Source organism: Anaerostipes sp. AF04-45 (genome assembly GCF_003461725.1).
GTDB classification, from domain to species: Bacteria; Bacillota; Clostridia; order Lachnospirales; family Lachnospiraceae; genus Anaerostipes; species Anaerostipes caccae.
In genome coordinates, this window is the sequence record NZ_QTXQ01000001.1 from 384,263 (window position 1) to 408,173 (window position 23,911).

At 44.3% G+C, this 23,911-nt stretch carries 30 protein-coding genes and 1 pseudogene; 11 read left to right on the forward strand and 20 right to left on the reverse strand.

All coding sequences use genetic code 11. The annotated features are described in order from the left end of the window. Positions 1 to 66 precede the first annotated feature (66 nt). The 4 genes and pseudogenes from DWV34_RS01940 to DWV34_RS01955 all read right to left on the reverse strand — a co-directional run bounded on the left by DWV34_RS01940 (position 67) and on the right by DWV34_RS01955 (position 2,803). On the reverse strand, positions 67 to 1,209 hold the full coding sequence (locus tag DWV34_RS01940; protein ID WP_118475134.1) for a helicase RepA family protein: 1,143 nt from the start codon (positions 1,207 to 1,209) through the stop codon (positions 67 to 69). Then, entirely contained in the window at positions 1,199 to 1,534 is a 336-nt protein-coding gene (locus DWV34_RS01945) for a plasmid mobilization protein (protein WP_118475137.1), read from the reverse strand. The genes DWV34_RS01940 and DWV34_RS01945 overlap by 11 nt, the downstream gene beginning before the upstream one ends. Continuing rightward, positions 1,524 to 2,615: pseudogene (locus tag DWV34_RS01950) on the reverse strand (tyrosine-type recombinase/integrase). Before DWV34_RS01950 ends, DWV34_RS01945 begins: the two are co-directional and overlap by 11 nt. Then, positions 2,615 to 2,803 carry a transcriptional regulator gene (locus DWV34_RS01955; RefSeq protein ID WP_024739120.1) on the reverse strand — a complete coding sequence of 63 codons (189 nt, stop codon included), beginning with the start codon at positions 2,801 to 2,803 and terminating at the stop codon, positions 2,615 to 2,617. Before DWV34_RS01955 ends, DWV34_RS01950 begins: the two are co-directional and overlap by 1 nt. Positions 2,804 to 2,983: 180 nt before the next feature. Between DWV34_RS01955 and DWV34_RS01960 the strand changes: the two genes are divergently transcribed. Continuing rightward, the gene (locus DWV34_RS01960; protein ID WP_024739121.1) at positions 2,984 to 3,517 is read left to right on the forward strand and encodes a helix-turn-helix domain-containing protein; all 534 of its coding nucleotides are present in this window, start codon (positions 2,984 to 2,986) and stop codon (positions 3,515 to 3,517) included. 225 nt (positions 3,518 to 3,742) lie between these two features. On the opposite strand, the gene guaA is transcribed toward DWV34_RS01960, so the two are convergent. Further along, positions 3,743 to 5,284, reverse strand: a complete 1,542-nt coding sequence (guaA, locus tag DWV34_RS01965) for a glutamine-hydrolyzing GMP synthase (RefSeq protein WP_118475139.1) — start codon at positions 5,282 to 5,284, stop codon at positions 3,743 to 3,745. A gap of 165 nt (positions 5,285 to 5,449) precedes the next feature. On the opposite strand from guaA, the gene DWV34_RS01970 reads away from it, so the two are divergent. Continuing rightward, on the forward strand, positions 5,450 to 6,025 hold the full coding sequence (locus DWV34_RS01970) for a xanthine phosphoribosyltransferase (protein WP_009291103.1): 576 nt from the start codon (positions 5,450 to 5,452) through the stop codon (positions 6,023 to 6,025). Positions 6,026 to 6,079: 54 nt separating this feature from the next. On the opposite strand, the gene DWV34_RS17335 is transcribed toward DWV34_RS01970, so the two are convergent. The 3 genes from DWV34_RS17335 to DWV34_RS01980 form a co-directional block, all read right to left on the reverse strand. After that, a complete protein-coding gene (locus DWV34_RS17335; protein ID WP_022261212.1) occupies positions 6,080 to 6,820 on the reverse strand; it encodes a helix-turn-helix domain-containing protein in 741 nt (246 codons plus the stop codon). 19 nt (positions 6,821 to 6,839) lie between these two features. Continuing rightward, on the reverse strand, positions 6,840 to 7,427 hold the full coding sequence (locus DWV34_RS01975) for an amino acid permease (protein ID WP_009291101.1): 588 nt from the start codon (positions 7,425 to 7,427) through the stop codon (positions 6,840 to 6,842). Positions 7,428 to 7,579: 152 nt separating this feature from the next. Further along, positions 7,580 to 8,173, reverse strand: a complete 594-nt coding sequence (locus DWV34_RS01980; protein ID WP_118475141.1) for a hypothetical protein — start codon at positions 8,171 to 8,173, stop codon at positions 7,580 to 7,582. A gap of 94 nt (positions 8,174 to 8,267) precedes the next feature. On the opposite strand from DWV34_RS01980, the gene DWV34_RS01985 reads away from it, so the two are divergent. Next, positions 8,268 to 8,744: a TspO/MBR family protein gene (locus DWV34_RS01985; protein WP_009291099.1), complete on the forward strand. Its 477-nt coding sequence runs from the start codon at positions 8,268 to 8,270 to the stop codon at positions 8,742 to 8,744. On the opposite strand, the gene yaaA is transcribed toward DWV34_RS01985, so the two are convergent. Further along, entirely contained in the window at positions 8,741 to 9,490 is a 750-nt protein-coding gene (gene yaaA, locus DWV34_RS01990; RefSeq protein ID WP_009291098.1) for a peroxide stress protein YaaA, read from the reverse strand. The genes DWV34_RS01985 and yaaA overlap by 4 nt on opposite strands. A gap of 45 nt (positions 9,491 to 9,535) precedes the next feature. Between yaaA and DWV34_RS01995 the strand changes: the two genes are divergently transcribed. Further along, positions 9,536 to 10,165, forward strand: a complete 630-nt coding sequence (locus DWV34_RS01995; RefSeq protein WP_009291097.1) for a TIGR01906 family membrane protein — start codon at positions 9,536 to 9,538, stop codon at positions 10,163 to 10,165. Here DWV34_RS01995 and DWV34_RS02000 read toward each other — a convergent pair. Further along, the gene (locus tag DWV34_RS02000) at positions 10,162 to 11,244 is read right to left on the reverse strand and encodes a glycerol dehydrogenase (protein ID WP_006567890.1); all 1,083 of its coding nucleotides are present in this window, start codon (positions 11,242 to 11,244) and stop codon (positions 10,162 to 10,164) included. The two genes, DWV34_RS01995 and DWV34_RS02000, sit on opposite strands and share 4 nt — an antisense overlap. 228 nt (positions 11,245 to 11,472) lie before the next feature. Here DWV34_RS02000 and DWV34_RS02005 point away from each other — a divergent pair, with 228 nt between their 5' ends. Continuing rightward, complete coding sequence (locus DWV34_RS02005; RefSeq protein ID WP_118475143.1) at positions 11,473 to 12,519, forward strand: phosphatidylinositol-specific phospholipase C/glycerophosphodiester phosphodiesterase family protein; 1,047 nt, start codon at positions 11,473 to 11,475, stop codon at positions 12,517 to 12,519. Positions 12,520 to 12,584: 65 nt separating this feature from the next. Here DWV34_RS02005 and fucO read toward each other — a convergent pair whose 3' ends face one another. The 3 genes from fucO to DWV34_RS02020 all read right to left on the reverse strand — a co-directional run bounded on the left by fucO (position 12,585) and on the right by DWV34_RS02020 (position 15,382). Beyond that, positions 12,585 to 13,733, reverse strand: coding sequence for a lactaldehyde reductase (gene fucO, locus DWV34_RS02010; RefSeq protein WP_006567892.1), 1,149 nt, complete (start codon positions 13,731 to 13,733; stop codon positions 12,585 to 12,587). A 126-nt stretch (positions 13,734 to 13,859) separates the two neighbouring features. Further along, positions 13,860 to 14,414, reverse strand: a complete 555-nt coding sequence (locus DWV34_RS02015) for a TetR/AcrR family transcriptional regulator (protein WP_006567893.1) — start codon at positions 14,412 to 14,414, stop codon at positions 13,860 to 13,862. A gap of 5 nt (positions 14,415 to 14,419) precedes the next feature. Next, entirely contained in the window at positions 14,420 to 15,382 is a 963-nt protein-coding gene (locus tag DWV34_RS02020) for a DUF1848 domain-containing protein (RefSeq protein ID WP_022261214.1), read from the reverse strand. Between the two features lie 178 nt (positions 15,383 to 15,560). Here DWV34_RS02020 and DWV34_RS02025 point away from each other — a divergent pair, with 178 nt between their 5' ends. The 4 genes from DWV34_RS02025 to DWV34_RS02040 are packed head-to-tail and all read left to right on the forward strand — an operon-like array spanning position 15,561 to position 18,623. Continuing rightward, positions 15,561 to 16,007 carry an RrF2 family transcriptional regulator gene (locus DWV34_RS02025; RefSeq protein ID WP_009291094.1) on the forward strand — a complete coding sequence of 149 codons (447 nt, stop codon included), beginning with the start codon at positions 15,561 to 15,563 and terminating at the stop codon, positions 16,005 to 16,007. Further along, positions 15,994 to 17,358, forward strand: coding sequence for an FAD-dependent oxidoreductase (locus DWV34_RS02030; RefSeq protein WP_187115067.1), 1,365 nt, complete (start codon positions 15,994 to 15,996; stop codon positions 17,356 to 17,358). Before DWV34_RS02025 ends, DWV34_RS02030 begins: the two co-directional genes overlap by 14 nt. A gap of 8 nt (positions 17,359 to 17,366) precedes the next feature. Continuing rightward, positions 17,367 to 18,038: a cytochrome c biogenesis CcdA family protein gene (locus DWV34_RS02035; protein ID WP_022261215.1), complete on the forward strand. Its 672-nt coding sequence runs from the start codon at positions 17,367 to 17,369 to the stop codon at positions 18,036 to 18,038. A gap of 9 nt (positions 18,039 to 18,047) precedes the next feature. Next, positions 18,048 to 18,623 (forward strand): TlpA family protein disulfide reductase, encoded by a 576-nt coding sequence (locus tag DWV34_RS02040; RefSeq protein WP_009291091.1) that lies wholly within the window; start codon positions 18,048 to 18,050, stop codon positions 18,621 to 18,623. Positions 18,624 to 18,675: 52 nt separating this feature from the next. Here the strand turns inward: DWV34_RS02040 and DWV34_RS02045 are convergent, their stop codons facing one another. From DWV34_RS02045 to DWV34_RS02075, 7 genes are all read right to left on the reverse strand, one after another. Continuing rightward, positions 18,676 to 19,695, reverse strand: a complete 1,020-nt coding sequence (locus DWV34_RS02045; RefSeq protein WP_009291090.1) for an NUDIX domain-containing protein — start codon at positions 19,693 to 19,695, stop codon at positions 18,676 to 18,678. Positions 19,696 to 19,720: 25 nt separating this feature from the next. Continuing rightward, positions 19,721 to 20,446, reverse strand: a complete 726-nt coding sequence (locus tag DWV34_RS02050) for a nitroreductase family protein (RefSeq protein WP_009291089.1) — start codon at positions 20,444 to 20,446, stop codon at positions 19,721 to 19,723. After that, positions 20,443 to 20,790 carry an MmcQ/YjbR family DNA-binding protein gene (locus tag DWV34_RS02055; protein WP_009291088.1) on the reverse strand — a complete coding sequence of 116 codons (348 nt, stop codon included), beginning with the start codon at positions 20,788 to 20,790 and terminating at the stop codon, positions 20,443 to 20,445. Before DWV34_RS02055 ends, DWV34_RS02050 begins: the two co-directional genes overlap by 4 nt. A gap of 107 nt (positions 20,791 to 20,897) precedes the next feature. After that, positions 20,898 to 21,476, reverse strand: coding sequence for a hypothetical protein (locus DWV34_RS02060; RefSeq protein ID WP_022261216.1), 579 nt, complete (start codon positions 21,474 to 21,476; stop codon positions 20,898 to 20,900). A gap of 53 nt (positions 21,477 to 21,529) precedes the next feature. Then, on the reverse strand, positions 21,530 to 21,778 hold the full coding sequence (locus tag DWV34_RS02065; protein WP_009291086.1) for a hypothetical protein: 249 nt from the start codon (positions 21,776 to 21,778) through the stop codon (positions 21,530 to 21,532). Positions 21,779 to 21,991: 213 nt separating this feature from the next. Then, entirely contained in the window at positions 21,992 to 22,603 is a 612-nt protein-coding gene (locus tag DWV34_RS02070; protein WP_022261217.1) for a recombinase family protein, read from the reverse strand. Between the two features lie 110 nt (positions 22,604 to 22,713). Then, positions 22,714 to 23,247: a GNAT family N-acetyltransferase gene (locus DWV34_RS02075; protein ID WP_009291084.1), complete on the reverse strand. Its 534-nt coding sequence runs from the start codon at positions 23,245 to 23,247 to the stop codon at positions 22,714 to 22,716. 142 nt (positions 23,248 to 23,389) lie between these two features. Between DWV34_RS02075 and DWV34_RS02080 the strand changes: the two genes are divergently transcribed. Both DWV34_RS02080 and DWV34_RS02085 read left to right on the forward strand, forming a co-directional pair. Then, a complete protein-coding gene (locus DWV34_RS02080) occupies positions 23,390 to 23,575 on the forward strand; it encodes a hypothetical protein (RefSeq protein ID WP_006567906.1) in 186 nt (61 codons plus the stop codon). A 12-nt stretch (positions 23,576 to 23,587) separates the two neighbouring features. Continuing rightward, on the forward strand, positions 23,588 to 23,848 hold the full coding sequence (locus tag DWV34_RS02085; RefSeq protein WP_009291083.1) for a spore coat protein: 261 nt from the start codon (positions 23,588 to 23,590) through the stop codon (positions 23,846 to 23,848). The last annotated feature ends 63 nt before the right edge of the window (positions 23,849 to 23,911 follow it).

Below are 23,911 nucleotides of genomic sequence, written 5' to 3' on the forward strand. Positions count from 1 at the left end.
CAGTTGTGACGGTTATTTCGCTACCGCCCCCGCTGTCAAAAATACCGTCACAACCGTCACCAACTGTCACGCTGTTTCCGTATCGTCTTTCCAAAACCGTATTTTTCTCCCATCGTGGGTGCGGTTGCTCTTATAATAAGTGCCATGCTCTGCATACAATCGCCCTGAAAGAACATTCAGTTTTCGTGTGATGACATGGGGCTGAATTTCTACCTTTATCAGCGAAACCAGTTCCGTTGCTGAGCCTTCCCAAAAGGATTTATCCTTCATAACAAGTTCGGCAATCTCATCCAGTAAAGGCTCTGGCGGTTCCTTCCACAGTTCAGTTTCTGCCCTTTGCAGTTCCCACAATAACGTTTCTGTATTGCGGATAAGATATAGCTTTTGGTCTTGCTGATCTCTGCCCGATACTTCCAAAGTTGCGGCATTCCCTGTCCGTTTTTCTTTCTGAAGGAGAAACGCCCCATCCGCTGCACCGAGCAGTCCGCTTGTTCCCGAAATCATATCAAACTTATCATCCGCCGTCTGTTTCCTTGTGTGGTGTACGAGCAGGATACAAAGACCGTGGGCGTCTGCAAAGCTTTTCAGCCTTGCCATAATCTGATAATCATTGGCGTAGCTGTAATTATCTCCACCAACCTCACGCACCTTTTGAAGTGTATCAATGATAATCAGTTTTGTGTCTGTATGCTCTGCCACAAACCTTGCAAGCTGTTCATCCAGCCCTTTCCCTAGCTGACTGGCAGAAACAGAGAAGAAAAGATTGTCCGTACTCTCTGTCCCAAACATCCGATACAGACGTTCCTGTAAGCGGCGGTAATCATCCTCAAGGGCAAGATACAGTACCGTTCCTTTTCGGGTGGTATAATTCCAAAGCGGTGTTCCTGTGCTGACGTGATAGGCAAGCTGTGTCATCAGAAAACTCTTTCCCAGTTTGGGAGAACCTGCAAAAATATATGTGCCGGGGTAGAGCAGACCATCGATCAGCGGCGGCTTGCTCTGATACTGGGTGTCAAACAGTTCATTCATGGAAACTGCTTTGAGATAGGATGGGTCTAAACTCAACTGCATTTCTCTTTGCATTTCCTCAAAACTCTTGATATTTTTCTCATACTCGGATATACTATTTTCAGCGATTTTTTGAATTGGCTGCTCCGTATCTGCGCCAACAGATACATTCGGAGTAGTCTTTTCTTTTTTATTCTCCATTTTCATCCTCTCCTTTCAGACCGCCAAGAATAATGGCAATCAGTTCAATTACATTCAGCAGTTCCTCATCCACGCTGTTCCCTGCTTCAATCCGCTTTAACTCTGTAAGGACAGCGGCAAGTTCCAGTTTGAGTGCCTTATACACTCTCGGATTGCCCTGTACCACCACATCCTGATTCAGACAGCGGCGGTAACAGTATTCCTGTTTGGGCAGCCCCGATAAGGCAACCGCCTTGTTGATGCGTTCATTTTCTTCGGGAGATACCCGAAATCCTACTGTGATGTTTCTCCATCGGTTTTTGTTATCCCTGTTCTTAGCTGACATTTGCAATCTCTCCTTTCCCTAAATCATCTAATCTATCTGCCATTTCCGTCTGTTTTGACGGGAACAGATGAGCGTACTGGTAAGTGATGTCAATGCTTTCATGCCCCACACGGTCTGCAATCGCCACCGCCGAAAATCCCATATCAATGAGCAAACTTATATGGCTGTGCCTGAGATCGTGAATGCGGATACGCTTTACGCCTGCGGCTTCTGCCCCTCTGTCCATCTCGTGATGAAGATAACTTTTTGTGACTGTAAAAATGCGATCTTTCTTCTTCAATCCGTAGAGCATTTTCAAATACTCCTGCATTTCTTCACAAAGGAACTTCGGCATTTTGATCATGCGGTTGCTTTTCTTTGTTTTCGGTGTGGTAATCACATCTTCTCCGTGTAGTCGCTGATAAGATTTATTAATTCTGACCGTTTCTTTCTCAAAATCAAAATCCGCTGCGGTCAGTGCAAGCAATTCCCCTTCTCGGATACCTCACCAGTAAAGCATTTCAAAGGCATAAAAGGAAACTGGCTTGTCCATCATCTCAAAAGAGAACTTCTTGTATTCTTCTTTTGTCCAGAACAGCATCTCCTTGTGTTCCTCACTTCCCATATTTCCCACCTTTGCGGCAGGATTGGAACGCAACTCATAATAACGTACCGCATGATTAAATATGGCTGACAGTTGATTGTGCAGCGTTTTTAGATAAGTCTGTGAGTATGGCTTTTTCTTCTCATCCCGATAGGCAAGCAGTTCATTCTGCCATGTGATAATCTCCTTTGTGGAAATTTCGCTGATTCTTAACTTGCCAAAATATGGAAGTATCTTCGTGCGGATGATATGCTCCTTTGTCAGCCATGTGTTCTCCTTCAGACGGGTTTTCACATCCCGGATATACAGTTCGGTAAAGGCTTCAAAGCTCATATCAAGGTCAGACGCATTCTGTAACTGAAACATTCTCTCCCATTCCTGAGCTTCTTTCTTGGTAGCAAAACCACGCTTACATTTCTGTTTACGCTCGCCTTTCCAGTTCACATACCTTGCCATCACATACCATGTTCCATTGTCCTCATTCTTAAATACCGGCATTACTTTTCCTCCTTTCCTGCTCCGTAGAGCCTTTCATAAAAATACTGGCGGTTCACACGCCCTGTAATCGTAATAAAACCTTTAGCTTTCAGCTCCTCATTCAGCTGTCGGATTAACTTATAGGCATAAGGCTTTGATACGCTTAGTTCCTGTGCCACTTCTTCGGCACGAATAAATTTGTTCTCCATAGATTGTCCTCCTCTTTCTCTAAACTTATTTGTTTAATTTTGAGCCTATTATACTAAGCATATTTGTTTGTGTCAAGTGGTTTTCGGAAAAATATTAAACTTTTTTGTTTTGTATTATCTTGACTTCGCCTAAACATATCTGCTATACTGATTACACTACATATACAAGGAGCGATGATTATGGCGATTGGAGAGAGAATACATTTTTTCCGCATTCTGCGTGGAATGACACAAAAATATCTTGGTACGATTGTTGGCTTCCCTGAGCGAAGTGCCGATGTACGTTTAGCACAATATGAAACAGGAACAAGAAAACCGAAAGCGGAACTTACTGCTGCACTGGCACAGGCACTTGATGTTTCCCCTCATGCCCTCGATGTACCCGATATTGACAGCTATATCGGACTGATGCACACTTTGTTTACCCTTGAAGATTTATATGGTCTGACTGTCAGCGAAGCAGACGGAGAAGTCTGTCTGAAAGTCAACAAGAACAAAGGAAAAGACGCTCACGAACTACTGAAAATGCTCTATGCTTGGAAAGAACAGGCGGACAAGTTATCTTCCGAAGAAATCAGTAAAGAAGAATACGATAACTGGCGTTACCACTATCCAAAGTTCGATACCACACAAAGATGGGCGAAAGTGCCATCACAGGAACTTAGTGACGCCTTAGTTGAAATGTTCAAAGATCAACTCAAACCAGATAAATAAAGACGACAAAAAGCCCTTAGCCATGAGTTTCATACCCACAGCTAAGGGCTTAGTTTATAATATGGATTTATTTGTTGCACAACCGCCTGTCAATCATTCTCTAACCATAAAACCACTGGATTACAAGAATAATGGCTCTTATGCAACTGTTATCAATTTGTTATCAAAAGACTTTTGAAAGTGCCGCAAACCCGCATAAACACTGGATTTTTATGACACTCCAACTTATTCAAACTCAATCGTAGCCGGCGGTTTCCCCGTACAGTCATACATCACCCGATTGACATGTTCCACTTCATTCACGATCCTGGTAGTCACTTTCCCAAGCACCTCCCAAGGGATCTGTGCCGCATCTGCAGTCATAAAATCTGAAGTGTTAACAGCTCTCAGCGCAATGGCATAGTCATAGGTTCTTCCATCCCCCATAACTCCCACGGACCTCATATTTGTCAATGCTGCAAAGTACTGTCCTAGCCCTTTGTCCACTCCTGCTTTTGCAATTTCTTCTCTGTAAATTGCATCGGCATCCTGCACGATCTTAACCTTTTCCGCTGTTACTTCTCCGATGATACGGATTCCAAGTCCCGGTCCTGGAAATGGCTGTCTCATGACAAGATATTCCGGAATTCCAAGTTCTCTTCCGGCCTGTCTTACTTCATCTTTGAATAGATCACGGAGAGGCTCGATGATTTCCTTGAAATCTACATAGTCAGGGAGGCCTCCCACATTGTGATGGGATTTGATGGTGGCAGATTTACCGACGCCGCTTTCCACCACATCCGGGTAAATGGTTCCCTGTACCAGGAAGTCCACAGATCCGATTTTCTTTGCTTCTTCCTCAAATACACGGATGAATTCTTCCCCGATGATCTTACGTTTCTGTTCCGGTTCTTCCACTCCCGCTAATTTCTCATAAAATCTATCCTGAACGTTCACTCGGATAAAGTTCAAGTCATACGGTCCTTCCGGTCCGAAGACTGCTTCTACTTCATCACCCTCATTTTTGCGGAGCAGTCCATGGTCTACAAACACACAGGTCAGCTGCTTTCCGACTGCTTTCGCCAGCATAACGGCTGCCACAGAGGAGTCCACGCCTCCGGACAATGCACAGAGCACTTTTCCGTCTCCAACTTTTTCACGGATAGATTTAATCATATCATCCACGAAAGAATCCATGTTCCAGTCACCTTTGCAGCCGCATACTTTGTATAAGAAATTATAGATCATTTCTTTGCCCTGTTCTGTATGCATAACTTCAGGATGGAACTGGGTTGCGTAAAGCTTCTTATCCGCATTTTCCATAGCAGCCACCGGACATACCGGAGTTGTTGCGGTAATCTTGAAACCTTCCGGCGCTTCGGCGATATAGTCGGTATGGCTCATCCAGCAGACTGTTTTATCACCCACGCCGTCAAAGAGCTTGGATGAATTGTCCAGATCCACTTCTGTGTGCCCGTACTCGCTGACAGGGGCGGTTTCCACCTTGCCGCCGAGGACATGGGCCATCAGCTGGGAACCATAGCAGATACCCAGGATCGGAATTCCCAGTTCAAATATTTCTTTTTCATATGTGGCGGAATCTTCTCCGTAAACACTGTTGGGTCCTCCGGTAAAAATGATTCCTTTTGGATTGTATTCTTTTATTTCTTCAAGTGAGGCAGTGTAAGGTTTAATTTCGCAGTAAACGCTGCATTCTCTGACTCTCCTTGCAATTAACTGATTGTACTGTCCCCCGAAATCAAGGACAAGAAATTTCTCGTGGTTCACGGGCGTTCCTCCTATATTCCTATATATCTTTATAAAATAACCTATATTCTTATATATTATAAGGTAGGCATGGTGTTTTTACAACTCAATTCTTGCCTGATCTCATTGATTTTGACAGCTTTTGGTGCTAGAATGATAAAAAAGTCGAATGAAATGGAGAAATTTATGAAATTATTAGAGGAGCGCATTTTAAAAGACGGCGTATTAAAGGATGGGGGAATCCTCAAAGTTGACAGTTTCTTAAACCACCAGATGGACATCGGGCTGCTTCAGGAAATAGGAAAAGAATTCAGAAGACTGTTTCCGGAAAATATCACCAGAATCTTGACCATTGAAGCCTCAGGGATTGGGATCGCGACGATTGCCGCACAGTATTTTGACAATATCCCGGTTGTATTTGCAAAGAAATCCATGTCCAAGAATCTGGACGGAGACCTGCTGACCTCTAAGGTAATTTCTTATACCAAAGGGCTGGAATTTGATATTTTTGTAGAAAAAAAGTTCCTGTCCCCGAATGACAATATTCTAATCATCGATGACTTCCTTGCCAATGGACAGGCATTAAACGGATTAATCGATCTTGTCAACGGCTCCGGCGCTAACCTGATCGGCTGCGGTATCGTGATCGAGAAAGGCTTCCAAGACGGCGGACAGATTATTAGGGATAAGGGCGTACATTTAGAATCTCTTGCAATCGTGGAAGACCCGAAAGACGGTAAATTGTGTTTTAGAGAACAATAAAGATACATATAAGATAAGAGTTGATGATTTTTATGCATCAGCTCTTTTTAATACTCACCCTAAAATAATCAGCCTGTTTTTATATTCCGCTTCCTCCAAACTCTTGATATACCGCACCGGCGTCATATTCGTATATTTTCGAAAGTCTTTCATCATATGGGACTGGTCATAATATCCGGCATTCATGGCAATGGCCAGCAGGTCCTTTTCGTCCTCTTCCCATTTCAGGCTGTTTAAAACGGTCTGAAACCGGGCGATCTTACAATACGTTTTCGGTGAAATTCCCATATTTTCTTTAAACACTTTATTTACATAACGGACAGAATACCCTGTCAATTCACCCAGTTCTTCAATCTTTACATTTCCGGCCCGCCTGGTGATCTCATCAATCAGGTAATTTCCAAGATTTCTGTCTTCTAAGTGCTCCAGCTTTTCCTGATTACAGTTCACATAAAAATTTAAAAAAACCTGTATCTGTGCCCGGAAGTCACGGCTTTGAATGATCTTGTCAAATACTTGCTCTGCCCTCATAAATTCCATCAGCGCTGCTTCCCCTTCGACCAGTTCATTCGGATTCACCGTGTCAGGCAGTATCACCTTTCCCGGCATAAACCGGATGCCGAAAAAGTAATCTCCCGGCTTTCCGATCATTGGGGAAGCCTTCAGCCTGGTGCCTATATATAATACTAGCGTAAGGATAATCTTTGCTGCCAGTTCCTGCAGTGTGACATACTGTGTCATTCCCACACCGAGCAGTGCCTGCACTCCGAACAGGACGACAATGCCAATAATCATAGCCAAAAGTACATCTCTTTTAGGGTTCTTTAGATCCTTTGATACCGGTAATCTGAGGCTTCGTCTGCTGTGCAGCCGTCACTATCTCGCCGGTACCCAGATGGAAAAAACTTATGATACCCATGAGCAGAAAAGATGCCAGCAGAAGGAATACGACAATATTCTGGATTCGGGCAAAAAAATCAACTCCTTTATAGTTTACATAGGACAGAACCCCCAATACGATCACACTGATCACCGGTGCCGGAATCTGGGGAAGAAAAATCTGATTCAGCACCGTTCCGCACATGGCGATTTCTACGGAACCGGATAAAATATCAACGATCACATAAGCGGATAACGTAGATACCATAGATGCCACCGGTCCTAAACCCACCAAAGTGTACTGTCCCAGGCCCCCTTCTGCTTTCGGCATCATGGAATGCAGCTCTGAAAAACTTAAAGCCAAAAACCCGTTCAGTATCAGTACGACAAACAGTGCGATAATAAAATTTTTGCCTGCAAGACCCATGCCCTGCCCGAGGGAAAGCAGACAGCTGGTGGCTACGATCAATACCACACAGACGGATATCGCACTTCCGAGTCCCAATTTTTTTGTTCTCTCCATACATATCACTCCTTTTTATAAAAGAAAGGCGTCCGCCGGATATATCTCCGGTGAACGCCTTTGTTCCCATCTCTCTTATTTACTTTGTTTCCTGCTGATGGGTTACAGCTTACTCTCTTTCTCTTCATATGAATTGTAAAAATCGGAACTCTTTAATTCTTTTCTTCAAAACGGACCAGTCCGATATAATATCTAGCCGAGTCATCCAGCAAGACTTTCACAGGGATCTCTTCCCGTTCCCCGCAGTTGGACCAGATCAAAATCTCCCGTTCCTCTTCATATCCTGTGATGGTCACCCAGTGCCAGTTGTCTTCCCTGAATTCCTTCCTGGAATGCCGCCAGATCAGCAGCGCCACAGGGTGTCCGTGATACAGCCCTTCCCTGATAAATTCCAGGCATCCCTGTTTATCTCTGGGCAGAAACATACTTTTAGCCTTCAGGTCTTTCCCTCTGCCGGATGCAAAGCTTAAAAAGTCCTTCTTAAATTTTCCGATCAGCGGATAGCCCATGAAACCGGGCGTCATATACTGATACATGCCCTCCATGAGTTCTAGATATGATTCATAGGGTATGGACTCTGAGTTTTCTACTTCTTGCGAAAATAAGCCTTCACAGACGGCGATATTCGTGCCGGTGACGCTTCCGCATCCCGCACGCCGCTGGAACGTGCCCGGGAACCATTCCTGATTGCCGCCGTAAGCCAGATATTTTCCGTCTCTATATATTTTAGGACACTTTAATTCCATTTCATATCACTCCTTTTCCCATTATAATATCTTTTTTTGTCAAGATATACAACCCTTGCAGCATAGACTATGTAAAAAGCCCCAGGTGTGTGTTATGAAACAATTATCAAAGAAGCAGCTTTTAAAACTCTGCATCATTTTTCCCATTTTAGTCAGTCTGCTCTCCAGACTCCTGACACCCCGGATGGATGAGGTCTTCCGTCAGCTGAATAAGCCTCCATTCGTTCCTGCCCCGTGGATCTTTTCCGTCGTATGGCTGATCCTCGATATTTTGCTCGGACTGAGCCTTTACACCCTGCTGACCTCGGACATCACAGAACAGGAGAAAAAACAGGGAATCAAGCTTTTTCTCGCCGTGTCCTTCTTTCTGTTCTTCTGGCCCATCATTTTCTTTGAATACGGGCTGGTTTTTTTCTCTTTTGTCTGGATCCTGGCTCTAAACCTGCTCAATGCACTGATGTTCTATGTATTCCGAAAGTACAGCAAAAAATCTGCTTTACTTCTGATCCCGTACATTATCTGGTGCCTGTTTGCGGCGCTGTTAAACCTTGGATTCCTGATCGTCAACTAAAACTTTGTCTCCCGCAGGATAAATACATACTTGGATTCCGAAGACAGGGAAGGTTCAAACTCATATCCGTCCCAGTCAAACTCTTTGATATCCTCCGGCCGGTCTATCCTGTTCTTTACAATATGGCGGATCATCTGACCTCTGGCCATCTTGGCCCATGCCACGATGGTCCGGAGCTTTCCGTTTCTCATGGTGAGAAACTCCACATCCACAAAACGGTCCGGCCCATCCAGATATTTTCTCACGGTTTTGGCATACTCTTCAGAAGCCAGATTCAGGATCAGATCCTGTTCCTTATAAAGTTCCTTATAAATCGCATCTCCCCAAAATTGATACAGACCCTGTCCTGCTGTTTTTACTTTGCAGCCCATCTCCAGACGGTACGGATGAATCGCATCCAAAGGTTTCAGCACCCCATACAGTCCACTTAAGATTCTCACATGCCTCTGGGCATATTTCATATCCCATCCGGTAAAATCTCCTGCGCCCACGTTCTGGAATACAAGGCCGTCATAAGTCATGAGAGCAGCACTGCCGTCCCCGTTCTCAAAATTTTGTATATCTAAAAAAGCCTGAAGGGCGATCTTTTCATTTACCTTCATCAAAGATTCGATCTCCCACGGCTTCAGTTTTTTCAATTCTTCATAAATCTGTCCTGTCTTTTCTGAAAACACAGGATGTGTCAGCCTTCGCTGTTTTTCTTTCCTGACTTTCATGTTTTTTGCAGGTGAAATAATCGCTATCATGGTACTTCCTTGTGTTATAATGGGTTTCATGAAAGGCGGTGCATCATGAAACAATTTCTGCTTACGGTTTCTTTATCTATATTCCTGATATCATTTTCGGTCATATTTACACTGAATTTCCGGCCTCTTTACTACGCCGATATAAAACTTCTTCATATCAGCCGGGAATCCGGACTCTCTGAACAACAGATCAGAGAAAACTATGACCGGCTCATTGACTATAATTCAGTATTTTATAAAAAAGACCTGAAGTTTCCCTCTCTTCCCATGTCTGAGGAAGGAAGGATTCACTTTCAGGATGTGAAGCGTATTTTCTCCGGTCTCCAATACGCCTGTATCATCTCATTTATCATAATCCCTGCAGGCCTTTTATGGAAGCGGGAAAAAAAGGATTTCCGTTTCTTAAAAAGGGCATCCGTCTCTGCCGCCGTGCTTCCGCTCCTTCTGGGAGTTCTCGTCTGGGCGGCCGGATGGGACAAGTCCTTCGTGACATTTCACGAGCTGGCCTTCTCCAATGATTACTGGATCTTCGATGAGGCTTTCGACCCTGTCATCACCATCCTGCCGGATGCCTTTTTTCTTCACTGCGCCCTTTTGATGGCCGCAGTCCTTATTCTGTTATGTGCCGTCTGCTTCCTCACAGGAAGACATCTGTGCCGCAGACAGGAATCTTAATAGTATCTTCCCAGTGCGTCCGCCGCAATGATCGCCGCATATACGTCCTCCGGTGTCACTTCAAACGGCATGTTGCCGAGAGTGTCGTCCGGAGAGCATGCGAGGCGTGCTACTTCCATGATCTGTTCTTCTTTTACTTCCTTGATTCCCAAATCTGCAAGGGTAGTCGGGAGTTCTGCTTCCTGACAGAATCCGAGGACTTCCTGAATCTCATCCTGATCCGCTCCTTCCAGAACCAGCTGTACCAGCGTTCCGAAGGCTACTTTTTCTCCGTGGTATAATTCATGGGTTTCCGGAATTGCTGTCAAGCCGTTATGGATGGCATGTGCCCCTGCCAGACCGCCGCTCTCAAATCCGATTCCTGAAAGATAAGTATTTGCCTCTATGATATGTTCTACTGCCTTCGTGCAGATATTTTCACGGACAGCAAGTTTCGCGTCAATCCCCTCATCAATCAAAGTTTCATAGCAAAGTTCAGCCAGTGCCATGGCCGCGCGTGTGATCTTTCCTCCCACACAGTTGGATGCGTCAGACTGCTGACAGGCTCTCGCTTCAAAGTAAGTTGCCAGAGCATCTCCCATACCGGCTACTAAAAGGCGTTCCGGAGCTTTGCTGACAATATCGGTGTCCACCAGCACCATGTTCGGGCTTGCCGGCAGAAACAGGTACTTTTCAAATACACCGTCATCCGTATAGATCACAGACAGTGCACTGCACGGCGCATCGGTAGATGCAATGGTCGGCACAATGATGACTGGCTTTTTCATGTAATAAGCCACTGCCTTTGCGGTATCATGGATCTTTCCTCCGCCGATTCCCACGATGACTTCGCTTCCTGCCTTTTCACACATGTCCATGACACGATTGATCTCTGTCATACAGCACTCGCCGTTAAAAGCCTCATATGTAATCTTGGCATCTTTTTGTCCTTTTGCGATGAAAGGCTCCACTCTTTTTCTTCCTGACGGACTTGTCAGAACAAAAAGGTTGGTTCCGTAGTTTTCCGCATATGTACAAAGGTTTTCCATCTCACCTTTTCCCTGGATATAACGGCTTGGACTTGCAATGATACTTGCCATAGTAATTTCCTCCTTGAATCCTTTGATTCTTATGAATCATTTGAAAAGTTAACCAGCGTCAATACATTTACTATACCATGAAGTTCCTTTCAAAATCCACCGTTGAATGTTAAAACTTTATCACACAGACTGCTGATATGCTTTTGATTTTTTGGTCTTCCTATGTTATAATGATTTTTAACATAATTGTTACAATTATATTACGTCTTTTTTACAAAGGAAGGTTTCATGCTGAACAATAAAAAGATAAAAACAAAATCCATCAAAAATGCCGTTAAAAAAGCAAAACATCAGCCTAAATATATCCGAGCAGTATTTGAACGGGTCACCCTGCGCCTTGCTTTTCTTGCCCTTCTTGGAAGCATACTCTTTTCTGGGTTCCGTTTTTATCAGGGCCGGCAGCAAAATGTGAATGCCGCAAATGAAGTCAAACAGCAGTCTGATCATAAAAAAGCTTCCGCACAGACAAAGAAGGAGTCAAAGCAGTGGTATGACTACCGTGCGGTTGCACATGCTCTTGGAGAGATCGATGGTAAGGAGTATACGAACTCCAAAGATGCGTTTTTAAATTCCTATCAAAACGGTTTCAGGGTTTTTGAAGCTGACCTGATGCAGACTACGGATCATGTCATGGTCGCAAGGCATTATTGGGGAAAAGACCTGAGTGATCCGAAGAGCAAGGGCGGCAAACCTGTTTCCTATGCAAAGTTTAAAAATATTAAGCTGTACGGCAAATACACTTCTGTCTCATTGAAAGAACTCTTTGAACTGATGGACAAATATCCCGATACATATATTATAACAGACACCAAAGACAGTGATTCCGCAGCCGCAAAAAATGATTTCTCTGTCATTGTAAAGACAGCAAAAGAAATGAAGAAAGAATACCTTCTGGACCGGTTAATCGTACAGATTTACAATCAGCCAATGTATCACGCCATAAAACAGGTTCATCCGTTCCGTCACTTCCTTTATACCACTTATCAGCAGACGGATGTGGCGTTCAGCAAAATGATCAGGTTCTGCACTGCCAACGGCATTGAAGCTGTCACTGTCCCTGTGAGCAGTGTCAATGATTACCGGATGAAGCTTCTAAGTGACGCAGGCCTGTATTCTTTCACACATACTGTCAACAGTGTATATGAAGCCAAAGAATATATGAAACTCGGTGTCTACGGGGTTTATACAGATTTTCTGACAAATGCCGAGGTAGAAAAATGTTCTTTTTCTCTGAAGACAAAAGATTTCTTTGATAAACTTCAAAACGGCAAATAATCCTGCAAAAAGGACTGGCGCACTTTTTCCGTGTGCCAGTCCTTTCATTTCGTTTGCGTAAATTCTTACAGCAAAGATTTATAGATTGCAATAATATCTTCTAAACTTGCATCCTTTGGATTTCCAGGTGCACACGCATCTGCGGCCGCTGACTCTGAAAGGAACTGAATGTCCTCTTCTTTGACGATTTCTTTCAGATCCTGTGGAATTCCCACATCGATGGAGAGCTGTCTCACCGCGTCCACGGCAGCCTTCCTATATTCTTCCTGACTCATATCTTCTGTGCCTTCCACACCCATGGCCTTGGCGATGTACTTATATTTATCCCCTGTGGCATCAGCGTTGTATTCCATGACAGCCGGAAGAAGAATGGCATTTGCAACACCGTGCGGTGTATCATAGACTGCTCCCAGTGAATGAGCCATGGAGTGTACGATTCCCAGTCCTACATTTGAGAATCCCATTCCTGCCACATACTGTCCGAGAGCCATTCCCTCTCTGCCCTCTTCTGTATTTTCCACTGCACCCCGCAGATTCTGTGCGATCAGTTCAATCGCTTTCAGATGAAACATGTCTGTCATTTCCCATGCATCTTTTGTAGTATATCCTTCGATCGCATGGGTAAGGGCATCCATTCCGGTTGCGGCAGTCAGGCCCTTCGGCATAGAGGACATCATATCCGGATCGATGACGGCAATGACCGGGATATCATGGGTGTCTACACAGACGAATTTGCGTCTCTTTTCCACATCTGTGATGACATAGTTGATCGTAACCTCAGCTGCGGTTCCCGCGGTCGTCGGAACTGCGATGATTGGAACAGACGGATTCTTAGTTGGCGCCACGCCTTCCAGACTCCGCACATCTTCAAATTCCGGATTTGCAATGATGATTCCGACAGCCTTGGAAGTATCCATAGACGATCCGCCTCCAATGGCGATCAGATAATCTGCACCTGACTCCTTAAATGCAGCCACACCTGTCTGAACGTTTTCGATCGTAGGATTTGGTTTAATGTTGGAGTAAACCTCATATTCGCATCCCGCCTCATCCAACACGTCTGTTACTTTCTTTGTAACGCCGAACTTTACCAGGTCAGGGTCCGAACAGATGAATGCCTTTTTGAAGCCTCTTGCTCCGACTTCTGCTGCGATTTCCCGGACTGCACCTTTTCCGTGATAGGACGTTTCATTCAATACAATACGCTTTGCCATAACAACCTCCTTAAGATACCTTTGATTTATCGTGATTCTTTCATTATCAGTTTACCTCCGGGCGGAACAGGCGGACAAGTGACACATTTCCCATAATGTCAAAAAAGTGACACTTCCCTAAAAGTGTCACTTTTTAAAGTCATTCAAAAGTTCTGCAAGTTCCGGAGGCAGAGCCCTGACCAGAAGCTCTGCCATGTCTTCCGTGCTCCGCTTCATTCCGCCGGTTACCCACTGAACCGTCATGGCGATCGATCCCCGGCAGTACATTTCCAAAAGGAATTTGATATCCGGCGGGATCTCTTTCTGATATTTCTTTTTTATAATATCCTTGTAAAATTCATAGATAAAATCAAAATCATGCTGGAGCAGTGAGTTATGATCCTCTGATTTAAAGGCCGCCGTGAAGAAGCAGCGCTCTCCTTTGATAAATTCAAACTTCTTGATCAGTCCTTCCCTGAGTGTAAGGCTCACACCCATCTGTCGGAAAGATACGATGGCAAGTTTATCAAAATACCAGTTGATCAAATCATACTTGTCCTTAAAATTCCTGTAAAATGTCTGTCTTGTCACATCACACCGCTCTACGATCTGTTTTACCGTGATCCGGTCCACAGGCGTAAAAACCATCAGTTCCCTGACGGCACCTGCCAGTTTGTATTTTGTTTTTTCCGATGCATCCATGAAACTCACCTCATTTGTCCGCCAGTGCTTCCCTCAAAAAAACTCAGCTGTGTAATGACGCAGGACTCGGCTTTTCTTTCCGTTATCTTATCGAACTGATCCGTCTTTCCGCATAACATCAGAGCCTCCGGCCGGTACTGTGCCGCAGTTTGATTTACAAATTCTCTGCTGTGGCCGGCATAACAGTACAGACAGCCTGCCGGACAGGTATCATAACTTCCGATATCAATACTCTCTGCGCATCCACACTCCGGCCTTTGATTTTTATCTTTATCCACAGAAATCTTCATTCCAATAAGCTTTTCCACAAGTACTCTGTCGATACAGCTGCCCGGTCTGATGCCGAAGCCGGAAAGGTCATAGTGCTCCGCACAGGTCACCGCAGTCATACCATGATTTCCCGCGGAGGTCCCTGCTCTCTGAGCAAATTGAAAGACTTCTTCTTCGGTGGGCCGGCGTATTCCCTCCTGTGTCATCCGTCTGCTTATTTTCCGGTACATATCTAAAAAACTGATCACCGCCTGTTTTGTATATCCCTCCAGGGCTTCTGCCATGGATTCAAACGTATGAATATGCCATTCTATAGAATAATCTTTGCTGATCAGCACAGGATCATAGCGCCATATAACCCGTTCATTCCCGATCTTTTCGGACAGCTCCTGAAACAGGGGAATCAATTCTTTTTTCTTATCGGGCATTCCCGGTTCTATATCCTTTCCGTATCCATTGAGTGTAAATTGAAAATAAAATGGATACTCATAAAGCTCTCCTAAATACTTCATAAAATTTTCAGGATTCTTTGTCCAGAACACGATACAGTCAATGTTTTCTCTGGAAAGCAGAATTTTGCTGACTTGTTTTGGATTCACCGGATTCCTCACGAGAACAAAACCATCCCGAAGCCGGTTGATGAACCATTCTCCATAAAAAGCCGGAACATCGGTCCTTCTGCTGACACTCAATATCATAAGCAGTCTCCCTGTCAGATTCATTACCACTGGTTCTTTCACTGGCTTCATTGTACCACGGTTTTCGGGGAGATTCCATATTTTCTTCTTGACACTCAGAACTGTAACTGCTATGATTACAATATAAACTGTAACTCAAAATATTACACATCCGAAAAGACAGAGGGGAGATCAGCCGATGAACAGCGAATTTACGATAGCAGTCCACGCACTCGTTTTTTTAAACCATAAAAGAGAAAGCGTATCCAGCGACAAGCTGGCCGCCAATATCTGTACGAACCCGGCCAGAGTCCGAAAGATCATGGGAAAACTCAAGAAAAAGGGGCTGATTTCTACAAAAGAAGGGGTGGTGGGAGGATATCTGTTTGACCTGGACCCATCCAAAGTAACTCTTTATGATGTCAGCAGTGCCCTGGATGTTCCCTTTGTCTCTTCTTCCTGGCGGAGCGGCGGCAGCGATCTGCCCTGTCTGGTGGCTTCCGGCATGGCAGGCATTATGGATGATATTTACGGCACACTGGATCAGTTATGCAAAGATTATTTGAAACAAGTAACCATTCAAACCATCGATCAAAAGATCTTCGGTTCATCCACAGTAAAGGAGAATGAAAATGAAAAAATATGACGCAGTGATCATTGGTTTCGGAAAAGGCGGAAAAACTTTGGCAGGCACGCTTGCAGCAAACGGAAAGAACGTCGCTCTTATTGAAAAGGATGCTGACATGTACGGAGGAACCTGCATCAATGTTGGATGTATCCCATCCAAATCATTTGTGACGAGCGCAGCTTTTTCTGCAAAGCTTGATTCTTCTTTTGAAGAAAAGGCAAAGCTGTACCGGAAGGCTGTTGAAAAAAAGACAAGGCTGACAGCTGCATTAAGAGATAAAAACTATCACAAGGTCGCAGACCTTGAGAATGCAGATGTTTATAACGGAACTGCTTCCTTTCTGGACAGCAGGCATGTGGCCGTGGCTTTACAGGGTGAAACACTGGAATTGGAAGCAGATCAGATTTTTATCAATACGGGAGCCCGCCCGTTTGTCCCTCTGATCGAGGGTCTCTCAGACAGCCGCCGGGCATATATCAGTGAGACTATACTTTCTTTGGAGGAACTGCCAAAGCGTCTTGTCATCATCGGCGGCGGCTATATCGGCATGGAGTTTGCTTCTATCTACACCAACTTCGGCTCTAAAGTTACTGTCATCCAGGACGGGGAAGTATTTCTTCCGAGAGAAGACCGGGATATTGCCGATGCTGTCGCAGAAAGCTTGAAAGAACGCGGAGTAAGACTTCTGCTCTCCACAAAAATAAATTCCGTCCGTGATGAAGAGACTGAAACGGTTGTGTCTGTGGAAACGCCGGAGGGCGGTGAAAAAATTTCAGCGGACGCCGTTCTTATCGCCACTGGACGCCGCCCCAACGTAAATGATCTGAACCTTGACGCTGCCGGTGTGGAATTGACTCCCCGCAGTGCAGTCAAAACAGACGAATTTCTTGAGACAAATGTTCCGGGCATCTATGCAATGGGCGACGTAGTCGGAGGACTTCAGTTCACTTACATTTCCCTGGATGATTTCCGCATTGTAAAATCACAGATTCTGGGAGATAAAAAACGAACCATAAAGAACCGCGGCGCCGTACCGTACAGTGTCTTTTTAGATCCTCCGTTTTCCAGAGTGGGACTGAGCGAGACCGAGGCCGCTGAGCAGGGTTATGAATATAAAATTGCGAAACTTCCCGCTGCTGCCATCCCAAAGGCAAATGTCCTCGGACAAAAAACCGGGCTTTTAAAAGCCGTGATTGATACGAAGACAAACGAGATTTTAGGCGCTCATCTGTTCTGTGCCGAATCTCACGAAATGATCAACCTGATCAAACTCGCTATGGATGTACATCTTCCATATACTGTGCTGAGAGATACAATCTACACCCATCCGACCATGAGCGAGGCACTCAACGACTTATTTAACATCTAGGAGACTTTATGCAGTATTTAATTTCATTTTTAGAAGGTATCGTAACCTTTATATCACCCTGTCTGCTGCCGATGCTCCCTATCTATATTTCTTATTTTGCGGGAGAGACAACAGACCGCCCAAGACACAAAGCCTTGCCTAATGCCATAACGTTTGTTGCGGGATTTACCCTGGTTTTTATCCTTCTGGGTGCCTTCGCGGGAACTCTCGGAGGGCTGCTCACCTCACATAAAATGATTGTCAACATAATCACCGGACTGATCGTCATCATCTTTGGTCTGAATTTTACCGGAGCGCTTAACATAAGCTTTTTAAACAGGACAAAACGCAGTTCTATGGAAGTGAAAAAACATACCCTTGCATCATCTTTCTTATTTGGAATTGTTTTTTCCATTGGCTGGACCCCATGTGTAGGGGCATTCCTTGGCTCTGCACTGATGATGGCGTCACAGCAGGGCTCCATGGCAGAAGGCATCCTCATGCTGTTTCTCTACTCCATGGGCCTCGGCATCCCGTTCATTCTCAGCGCCGTGCTCATTGAGCGTCTGATGGGGGCTTTCGGCTGGATCAAATCGCACTATGGCATCATCACAAAAGTATCAGGAATTCTGCTGATTATCGTGGGGCTTATGATGATGTTGGGAATGATGGACCGCTTTTTATCAATCTTGACATTTTAGGAGGGATCTATGAAACAACAAACAAAACTGATAGGGATTCTTGTCATACTCATCGCACTTTTAGCAGGAGCTTTTGTTCTCTACCAGAACCTGAGCAAAAAATATAAGGCAGATACTGCATCCGAAGAAACATCTTCCGTAAATGATACAGAAGAACAGGAAGCTGTCACTGCCCCGGACTTCAACGCAGAGGATGCCGGCGGAAAGCCGATAAACTTCTTTTCTCTGACCGGCAAAAAACCAATTGTGTTAAATTTTTGGGCCAGCTGGTGTCCGCCGTGCAAACAGGAGATGCCCGGGTTTGAGGCCATGTATAAGAAATATTCCGGCAAAGTCGATTTTGTCATGGTCAACATGACCGATGGGGCAAGGGAGACAAAGAAAAAAGCGTCCTCCTTTATCAAAGAGCAGGGATATACATTCCCTGTTTACTATGACACGGAACAGGAAGCTGCCTATAACTATCAGGCAGAATCTCTCCCCACAACCTACTTTATCAACCGGGACGGAGAAATTGTCTCCGGAGCCAGGGGCGCTATGGAAGAGAGTGCCCTGGAGGCACAGATCAAAAAGCTGATAAAATAGCATAATAAAAGGAGCGGAACTGACTCATCCATTGTCAGTATCGCTCCTCTTATTATTTACACCCCATGAACTCTCCGAGCATCTTGATTTCATCTGCAAAAATACAATGCCGGATCCCGCCGTTTCGGGCTTTTTCTTCAAATTCCCGAAAATCCATCCAGAGAACCGAATCTACTTCTTCCTTCTGCAGCCGGAACTTTTCTTCGGAAAGATCTGTCTCATATACGTAAACTGCACTCAGCTCATGATTGTGGAACGGCTTTCCGTGAAAAGTATCCTTTACGACGGAGTCCCTCATCCCTATAAACTTAAAATCTTCCGGCTCTGCCGTTACTCCCAGTTCTTCGGAAAGTTCCCGCACCGCGGTGTGAAGGTAATCATCCCCTACTGCCATGTGGCCTGCCGATGACACATCATAGCACCCCGGAAAAGCATCCTTTTCTTTGCTGCGCTTTTGCAGCAGAACATCGAAGCCGTGTTGTTTCCTGCGCACCAGCCAGATATGGGAAGTCCCGTGGAGATCACCGCCCGTATGCACAATCGATCGTTCCTTTACGATCCCTGTGGGTTTTCCGTCCGGAGTCAATATATCAAAGAGCTCCATGTCTTTGCCATTCAGACAAGCCTGCCGAAGACAGTCTCCCCGGTAGACAAGCTTCAGCGAAAAGAAAGGTTCATTCTCAGCCAGCAGCTTAAAGAAGATCTTATCCCCTTCCCAAAGGTTCAAGCTCAGAATATCTTTCTTGTCCACCCATTCTAAGACACCTTCATTGCAGGCGGTTATCTCTCCTTCAAATTCGTCTGCCGTAAAAAGGCTGATATATTCCATCGGCCAGTCGTCACAGAGAAACGTAAGGATTCCCCTGAACTTCCAGGATGTAAGCTTGAGTCCCGTCTCTTCCTTTACCTCTCTTAACAGACAGTCCTCCGGGCTTTCCCCATACTCAAAATGTCCTCCCACGCCGATCCACTTGTCCTTATTAACATCGTTCTTTTTCACGGTCCGGTGAAGCATTAAATATTTCTCATCTTTTTCTATATAGCACAGTGTTGAAAATTTTGTCTCGCTCATCGATCATCCATCCTGTTTTTATTTTCTATAAATATCGGAATTCTGCTCCGTTTCCCAGTTCCCAGTATCCTGCTTTTTCTGTTCCCAGTTCAAAATGAAGCTTTGCGATCCCCATATCGATCTCTTCAAATCCGTTTTTAATCGTAACATGGGCCGTGAGCTTTCCATCCTTCCACTGAAATTCCACCGGCTGTGCATTCAGGGCAGACGGCGCCTTCTCAACCGCTTCCATCCCCTGCATGATCCAGTCCGGAACCTGCTCTTCCGCCCTTAGCATCTGGTCTGCTTTTTTTCCTTTTTTCTTTACGAAAGAAGATATCATCTTTTCTTTCGTCCTCTTATCCGCCTCTACATATCCAACCGTAATGACCGCCTCAAGGCTCTCTCCCTGTTCTAAGCCGCACACACAGCTGTCCTTCTTATATGTACCGCCCACCCAGCATGTGCCGAGCCCGGCTGTGGTAGCCAGAAGGACCAGCTTCTCACCGTAATAACCCAGCTTTTCTTTTAAATGCGGATCGTCTTTTCTTCCGGCCATTGCTATAAATCCATGCACGTTTTTAAACATGCCGTAGCTCATTTTAATCTTGGAAATGTTGCCCTCATCTGTGATGAGCTGCAGATGAAGCCCTTGTTCCTTATTGATTTCCCGGATCATCTGAAACAATGGTTTCGCATCTTTTTCCCTTAGATATTCCGGAAGGTACGTCCTCCTGGAACATCTTATATTGATTGCTTCTCTCGTATTCATTTCTGCCTCCTTATGCCCGCCCGAATCAAATCGTAGCTCTCCCCGATCATGCGTTTGATATCCTCATCCGGCACTGAGCCGTCAAGAATGATAGAATTCCAATGCTTTTTATTCATATGATAAGCCGGCACAACAGAATCATAAGTCTCTCTCCATACTAAGATCCATTCCGGATCACACTTTATATTGACCCAGATATGTCCGTCCCGTTCAAAAATAAAAGCAAATGTCTTTTTATTCGTTTCATGTCTCATCAGCGTCCAGTTACTGTCCTGAAACGGATAGTCTTCATAAACCTGCTTCAGAGACATACAAAATTCAATTACTTCTTTTCTTGTTCTCATACCCCGGGCCTCCTTTCCATAGCTTTTTTATTATAACACTGATCCTTGATTTTTGCCCGAAAAAAGAAGAAACAGACAGTAAAATCCTGTCTGCTTCTTAGTATTTGCTAATATTTTTTTATCGCAAACGCGGTTGTCTGGGGCGGAATGCTTGCAGTCATAAAATCAGCATGTTCTACCCGTACCCGGTCGCCCTGTTTTAAATCTCTAAGCCGTATCCTGCTTCCCCGGCGGTCCAGAATCGGAGTGTTCTCTGTGACTACAAAACGGATCTGGCTTTCCGGTTTTCCGGGTATTCCTGTATACAAAAAACCGTTGTGCAGATCAATCCCTGCCACTCTCCCGTCCGTAACCGCAGTCCCGCAGGGACTGCTTTTCACAATAATCCTGTATGCCCTGGCCTGAGACGGAATACTTTTTGTCATAGCCTTTGAGATCCAGGCATCCACCGTCATGCCTTCCTTCAGATCCCTGGAAGTAATTCTTTTCCCGTCGCTGCAGTGGATCAATGTATGCTCATCCACAATCATAACGACAACGGACTGAATTCTGCTGTCTTTCTGAAGCCTGCACACTGTTTTAACGTAATCTGCGTCAGCTGAGTGCATAATATTTTCAATGGTTCCGCCCTGGATCTTGATTGTTTCTCCCTGATCCGAATCCCATATATTTTCACAAAAGCTCATGCTTATACAGTTCCTTTTTCTTTTATATTATGCAGAAATATAAAATTGTGAAGTTATTTACTGTATTTTCCTGAAAAATAAGCTTCCAGATACGCTTTTGCACTTTTTTTATCCTGAATCTCTTCTCTTACATCTGTAAAATACTCCAATGCATCCTGCCAGTCTTTTGTACTGAAGCTTTCCGCATTAATTTTCTTCAAAATCCGGCTTATTTCTCTGTCTTTCTGCCTGTCTCTGAGTTCCGAAAGATATGCACATCTGCTCTTCTCTGCTAAAAAATCCAACAGTCCCTGTTCTGCCATTTTCTATATCCTCCCATCCTCTATATCTCCCTGCACTTTTCTGCGTAAAGTACGCCTGGTGATTAAAGCAGACTTTTTTCCAAGCATATGCTATAATTTGTTGCAAAAGCGGAAGCCGCGGAAAACAGGGCTTTATTGAAAGAACTTTATGTATTTTTCAGACCGTGGAAAAAAGTCTACATTTTTCACCACACACTGCTGCCAATGCAGAGTTCAGCATGTGAACTGAGAAGCCCATTTTTTAAATGTGTTGTGGTCTACCTGAAGCCTTCTTGATGCCTCTCTGAGACTGATTTTTTTCTTCTTCCATATCTCATAGATTTCAAAAAAATCTTCCGGTACATCCTTTGCGGGACGCCCGAACCGAACACCTTTTGCTTTTGCGGCAGTGATCCCTTCCTTTTGCCTCTGCTTGATATTCTCCCTCTCCGTCTGTGCAACATAAGATAGAATCTGAAGAACCAAATCCGCAATGAAAGTACCGGTAAGATCCTTGTCCTTTTTCCTTGTATCCAGCAGCGGAAAGTCTACGACGACGATATCTGCCTTCTTTTTTTTCGTGAGGATTCTCCACTGCTCTATTATCTCAGTATAATCCCTGCCCAGACGGTCAATCGATTTAATGTAGAGCACATCTCCCGCTCTCATCTTCCTTACCATCCGTTTATAGCTGGGCCGGTTAAAATCCTTTCCTGAAAGCTTGTCAATAAACAGATTGTTTTTGGGTATTTTCAGCTTTTCCATCACGATCATCTGCCGGTCAATATTCTGGTCTCTTGCAGACACTCTGACGTATCCAAACACACGAGGTTTTCCTGATTCCATAAATTCATTCCCTCCTATATACTGTAATTTAAAAATCTACTCTTATAAAGTATCACAAGAAAGAATCAATCTTATACCTGCAGGGTTTACCCATAGGGCACACCGTATCTTTAAGCCTTTATTTGATATACCGTCTCAAAAATCTGCTGTTTCATCCGTTCAAAATCTTCTTTTGATAGTTTCATAGGATATGTCATGTTTTTCAGCAGCAGAGAAGATTGTCCCTGCTGGAGGTCCGGCTGTATGTAATCAAAATCATTGAGACAGAACCCGGCTCTTTCGTAAAATCCTATCCTTCTCCTTGCCAGGTCTGTTCCCGGCTCTTCTACTTCCAAAAACACTGTTTTTTCCATATGATTCAGAAAATCATTCAGGAGCATTCCCCCGATTCCATTTCCCCTTAAAGATGCATCAACCGCAAAATGCTCAATAAAAATGAAAGTGTCAAATTCCCACACGCCCAGCAGTCCGTGTATTTCGTTGTCCTGTTTCACTGTATAAAGCTGATACGCCGAACGGCTCAGAAGATTTCTCTGACCTTCTTCATTTCTTATTTCACTCGGCGGAAATGCTTCCGTCATCAATTCGTAAATCTTTGAAAAATCTTCTGTTTCCGCCTTTTCCCACTGATATATATAATTCAATTTAATGCCTCCAGTCTAAATTCATTTTTTAATTTAATTTTATTACAAAATCAATCAAATTTATACAGCTGTTTTCATTTCGCATACTATAAAAATTGTTTGGGATACTAAAGAGGTAATAAATTTTAAAGGAGGCATTACAATGGCAAATATATCTATGTTAGATTTACAGAACCTTCGTCACTTAATCGGCGGTTTTGACACCACACACTGCAAAATGCAGGCTTATGCAGACCAGGCAACAGATCCCGCATTAAAAAAATTCTTTCAGCAATCCGCTCAGTCAGCAATGGACAGCAAACAAAAATTAATGCAGTTTCTTAAGTAAGGAGGAAGCAGAATGTTAGATGATAAGACTATGGTAGCCGATACGCTTGCCGGCGTAAACGGAGAGCTGACAAGGTATGGCGGAATGATCGCACAGTCAGAAAACCAGGAATTAAAGCAGACATTAAAACAGATGAGAAACCAGTGTGAAATGTCTCAGGAAGAAATTTATAAGCTTGCAAGAGAACGTGAGTATTATGTTCCTGCAGCACCTGCCACTCAGGAAGAAGTAGATCATGTAAAATCTCTGTTCCCGCAGGATAAAATGTTTTAAGTAATTTTTTTAAAAGCGGCGTCCAAAATATTAGGTTTGGATGCCGCTTTTTCTATTTATTTA

What these genes read in the sequence shown, in the direction of transcription:
- DWV34_RS01955 (WP_024739120.1), bottom strand. Translation starts at nt 2,803, where the DNA reads ATGGAGAACAAATTTATTCGTGCCGAAGAAGTGGCACAGGAACTAAGC.
- DWV34_RS02025 (WP_009291094.1), top strand. Translation starts at nt 15,561, where the DNA reads ATGAACAGCGAATTTACGATAGCAGTCCACGCACTCGTTTTTTTAAAC.
- DWV34_RS02080 (WP_006567906.1), top strand. Translation starts at nt 23,390, where the DNA reads ATGGCAAATATATCTATGTTAGATTTACAGAACCTTCGTCACTTAATC.
- DWV34_RS02005 (WP_118475143.1), top strand. Translation starts at nt 11,473, where the DNA reads ATGCTGAACAATAAAAAGATAAAAACAAAATCCATCAAAAATGCCGTT.
- DWV34_RS02050 (WP_009291089.1), bottom strand. Translation starts at nt 20,446, where the DNA reads ATGAATACGAGAGAAGCAATCAATATAAGATGTTCCAGGAGGACGTAC.
- DWV34_RS02000 (WP_006567890.1), bottom strand. Translation starts at nt 11,244, where the DNA reads ATGGCAAGTATCATTGCAAGTCCAAGCCGTTATATCCAGGGAAAAGGT.
- DWV34_RS01945 (WP_118475137.1), bottom strand. Translation starts at nt 1,534, where the DNA reads ATGTCAGCTAAGAACAGGGATAACAAAAACCGATGGAGAAACATCACA.
- DWV34_RS01980 (WP_118475141.1), bottom strand. Translation starts at nt 8,173, where the DNA reads ATGGAATTAAAGTGTCCTAAAATATATAGAGACGGAAAATATCTGGCT.
- DWV34_RS01960 (WP_024739121.1), top strand. Translation starts at nt 2,984, where the DNA reads ATGGCGATTGGAGAGAGAATACATTTTTTCCGCATTCTGCGTGGAATG.
- DWV34_RS02060 (WP_022261216.1), bottom strand. Translation starts at nt 21,476, where the DNA reads ATGAGCTTTTGTGAAAATATATGGGATTCGGATCAGGGAGAAACAATC.
- DWV34_RS02055 (WP_009291088.1), bottom strand. Translation starts at nt 20,790, where the DNA reads ATGAGAACAAGAAAAGAAGTAATTGAATTTTGTATGTCTCTGAAGCAG.
- DWV34_RS02035 (WP_022261215.1), top strand. Translation starts at nt 17,367, where the DNA reads ATGCAGTATTTAATTTCATTTTTAGAAGGTATCGTAACCTTTATATCA.
- DWV34_RS02020 (WP_022261214.1), bottom strand. Translation starts at nt 15,382, where the DNA reads ATGATATTGAGTGTCAGCAGAAGGACCGATGTTCCGGCTTTTTATGGA.
- DWV34_RS01985 (WP_009291099.1), top strand. Translation starts at nt 8,268, where the DNA reads ATGAAACAATTATCAAAGAAGCAGCTTTTAAAACTCTGCATCATTTTT.
- DWV34_RS01970 (WP_009291103.1), top strand. Translation starts at nt 5,450, where the DNA reads ATGAAATTATTAGAGGAGCGCATTTTAAAAGACGGCGTATTAAAGGAT.
- yaaA (WP_009291098.1), bottom strand. Translation starts at nt 9,490, where the DNA reads ATGATAGCGATTATTTCACCTGCAAAAAACATGAAAGTCAGGAAAGAA.
- DWV34_RS17335 (WP_022261212.1), bottom strand. Translation starts at nt 6,820, where the DNA reads ATGATTATTGGCATTGTCGTCCTGTTCGGAGTGCAGGCACTGCTCGGT.
- DWV34_RS01995 (WP_009291097.1), top strand. Translation starts at nt 9,536, where the DNA reads ATGAAACAATTTCTGCTTACGGTTTCTTTATCTATATTCCTGATATCA.
- DWV34_RS02045 (WP_009291090.1), bottom strand. Translation starts at nt 19,695, where the DNA reads ATGAGCGAGACAAAATTTTCAACACTGTGCTATATAGAAAAAGATGAG.
- DWV34_RS01940 (WP_118475134.1), bottom strand. Translation starts at nt 1,209, where the DNA reads ATGGAGAATAAAAAAGAAAAGACTACTCCGAATGTATCTGTTGGCGCA.
- fucO (WP_006567892.1), bottom strand. Translation starts at nt 13,733, where the DNA reads ATGGCAAAGCGTATTGTATTGAATGAAACGTCCTATCACGGAAAAGGT.
- DWV34_RS01975 (WP_009291101.1), bottom strand. Translation starts at nt 7,427, where the DNA reads ATGGAGAGAACAAAAAAATTGGGACTCGGAAGTGCGATATCCGTCTGT.
- DWV34_RS02030 (WP_187115067.1), top strand. Translation starts at nt 15,994, where the DNA reads ATGAAAAAATATGACGCAGTGATCATTGGTTTCGGAAAAGGCGGAAAA.
- DWV34_RS02065 (WP_009291086.1), bottom strand. Translation starts at nt 21,778, where the DNA reads ATGGCAGAACAGGGACTGTTGGATTTTTTAGCAGAGAAGAGCAGATGT.
- DWV34_RS02085 (WP_009291083.1), top strand. Translation starts at nt 23,588, where the DNA reads ATGTTAGATGATAAGACTATGGTAGCCGATACGCTTGCCGGCGTAAAC.
- DWV34_RS02070 (WP_022261217.1), bottom strand. Translation starts at nt 22,603, where the DNA reads ATGGAATCAGGAAAACCTCGTGTGTTTGGATACGTCAGAGTGTCTGCA.
- DWV34_RS02040 (WP_009291091.1), top strand. Translation starts at nt 18,048, where the DNA reads ATGAAACAACAAACAAAACTGATAGGGATTCTTGTCATACTCATCGCA.
- DWV34_RS02015 (WP_006567893.1), bottom strand. Translation starts at nt 14,414, where the DNA reads ATGGATGCATCGGAAAAAACAAAATACAAACTGGCAGGTGCCGTCAGG.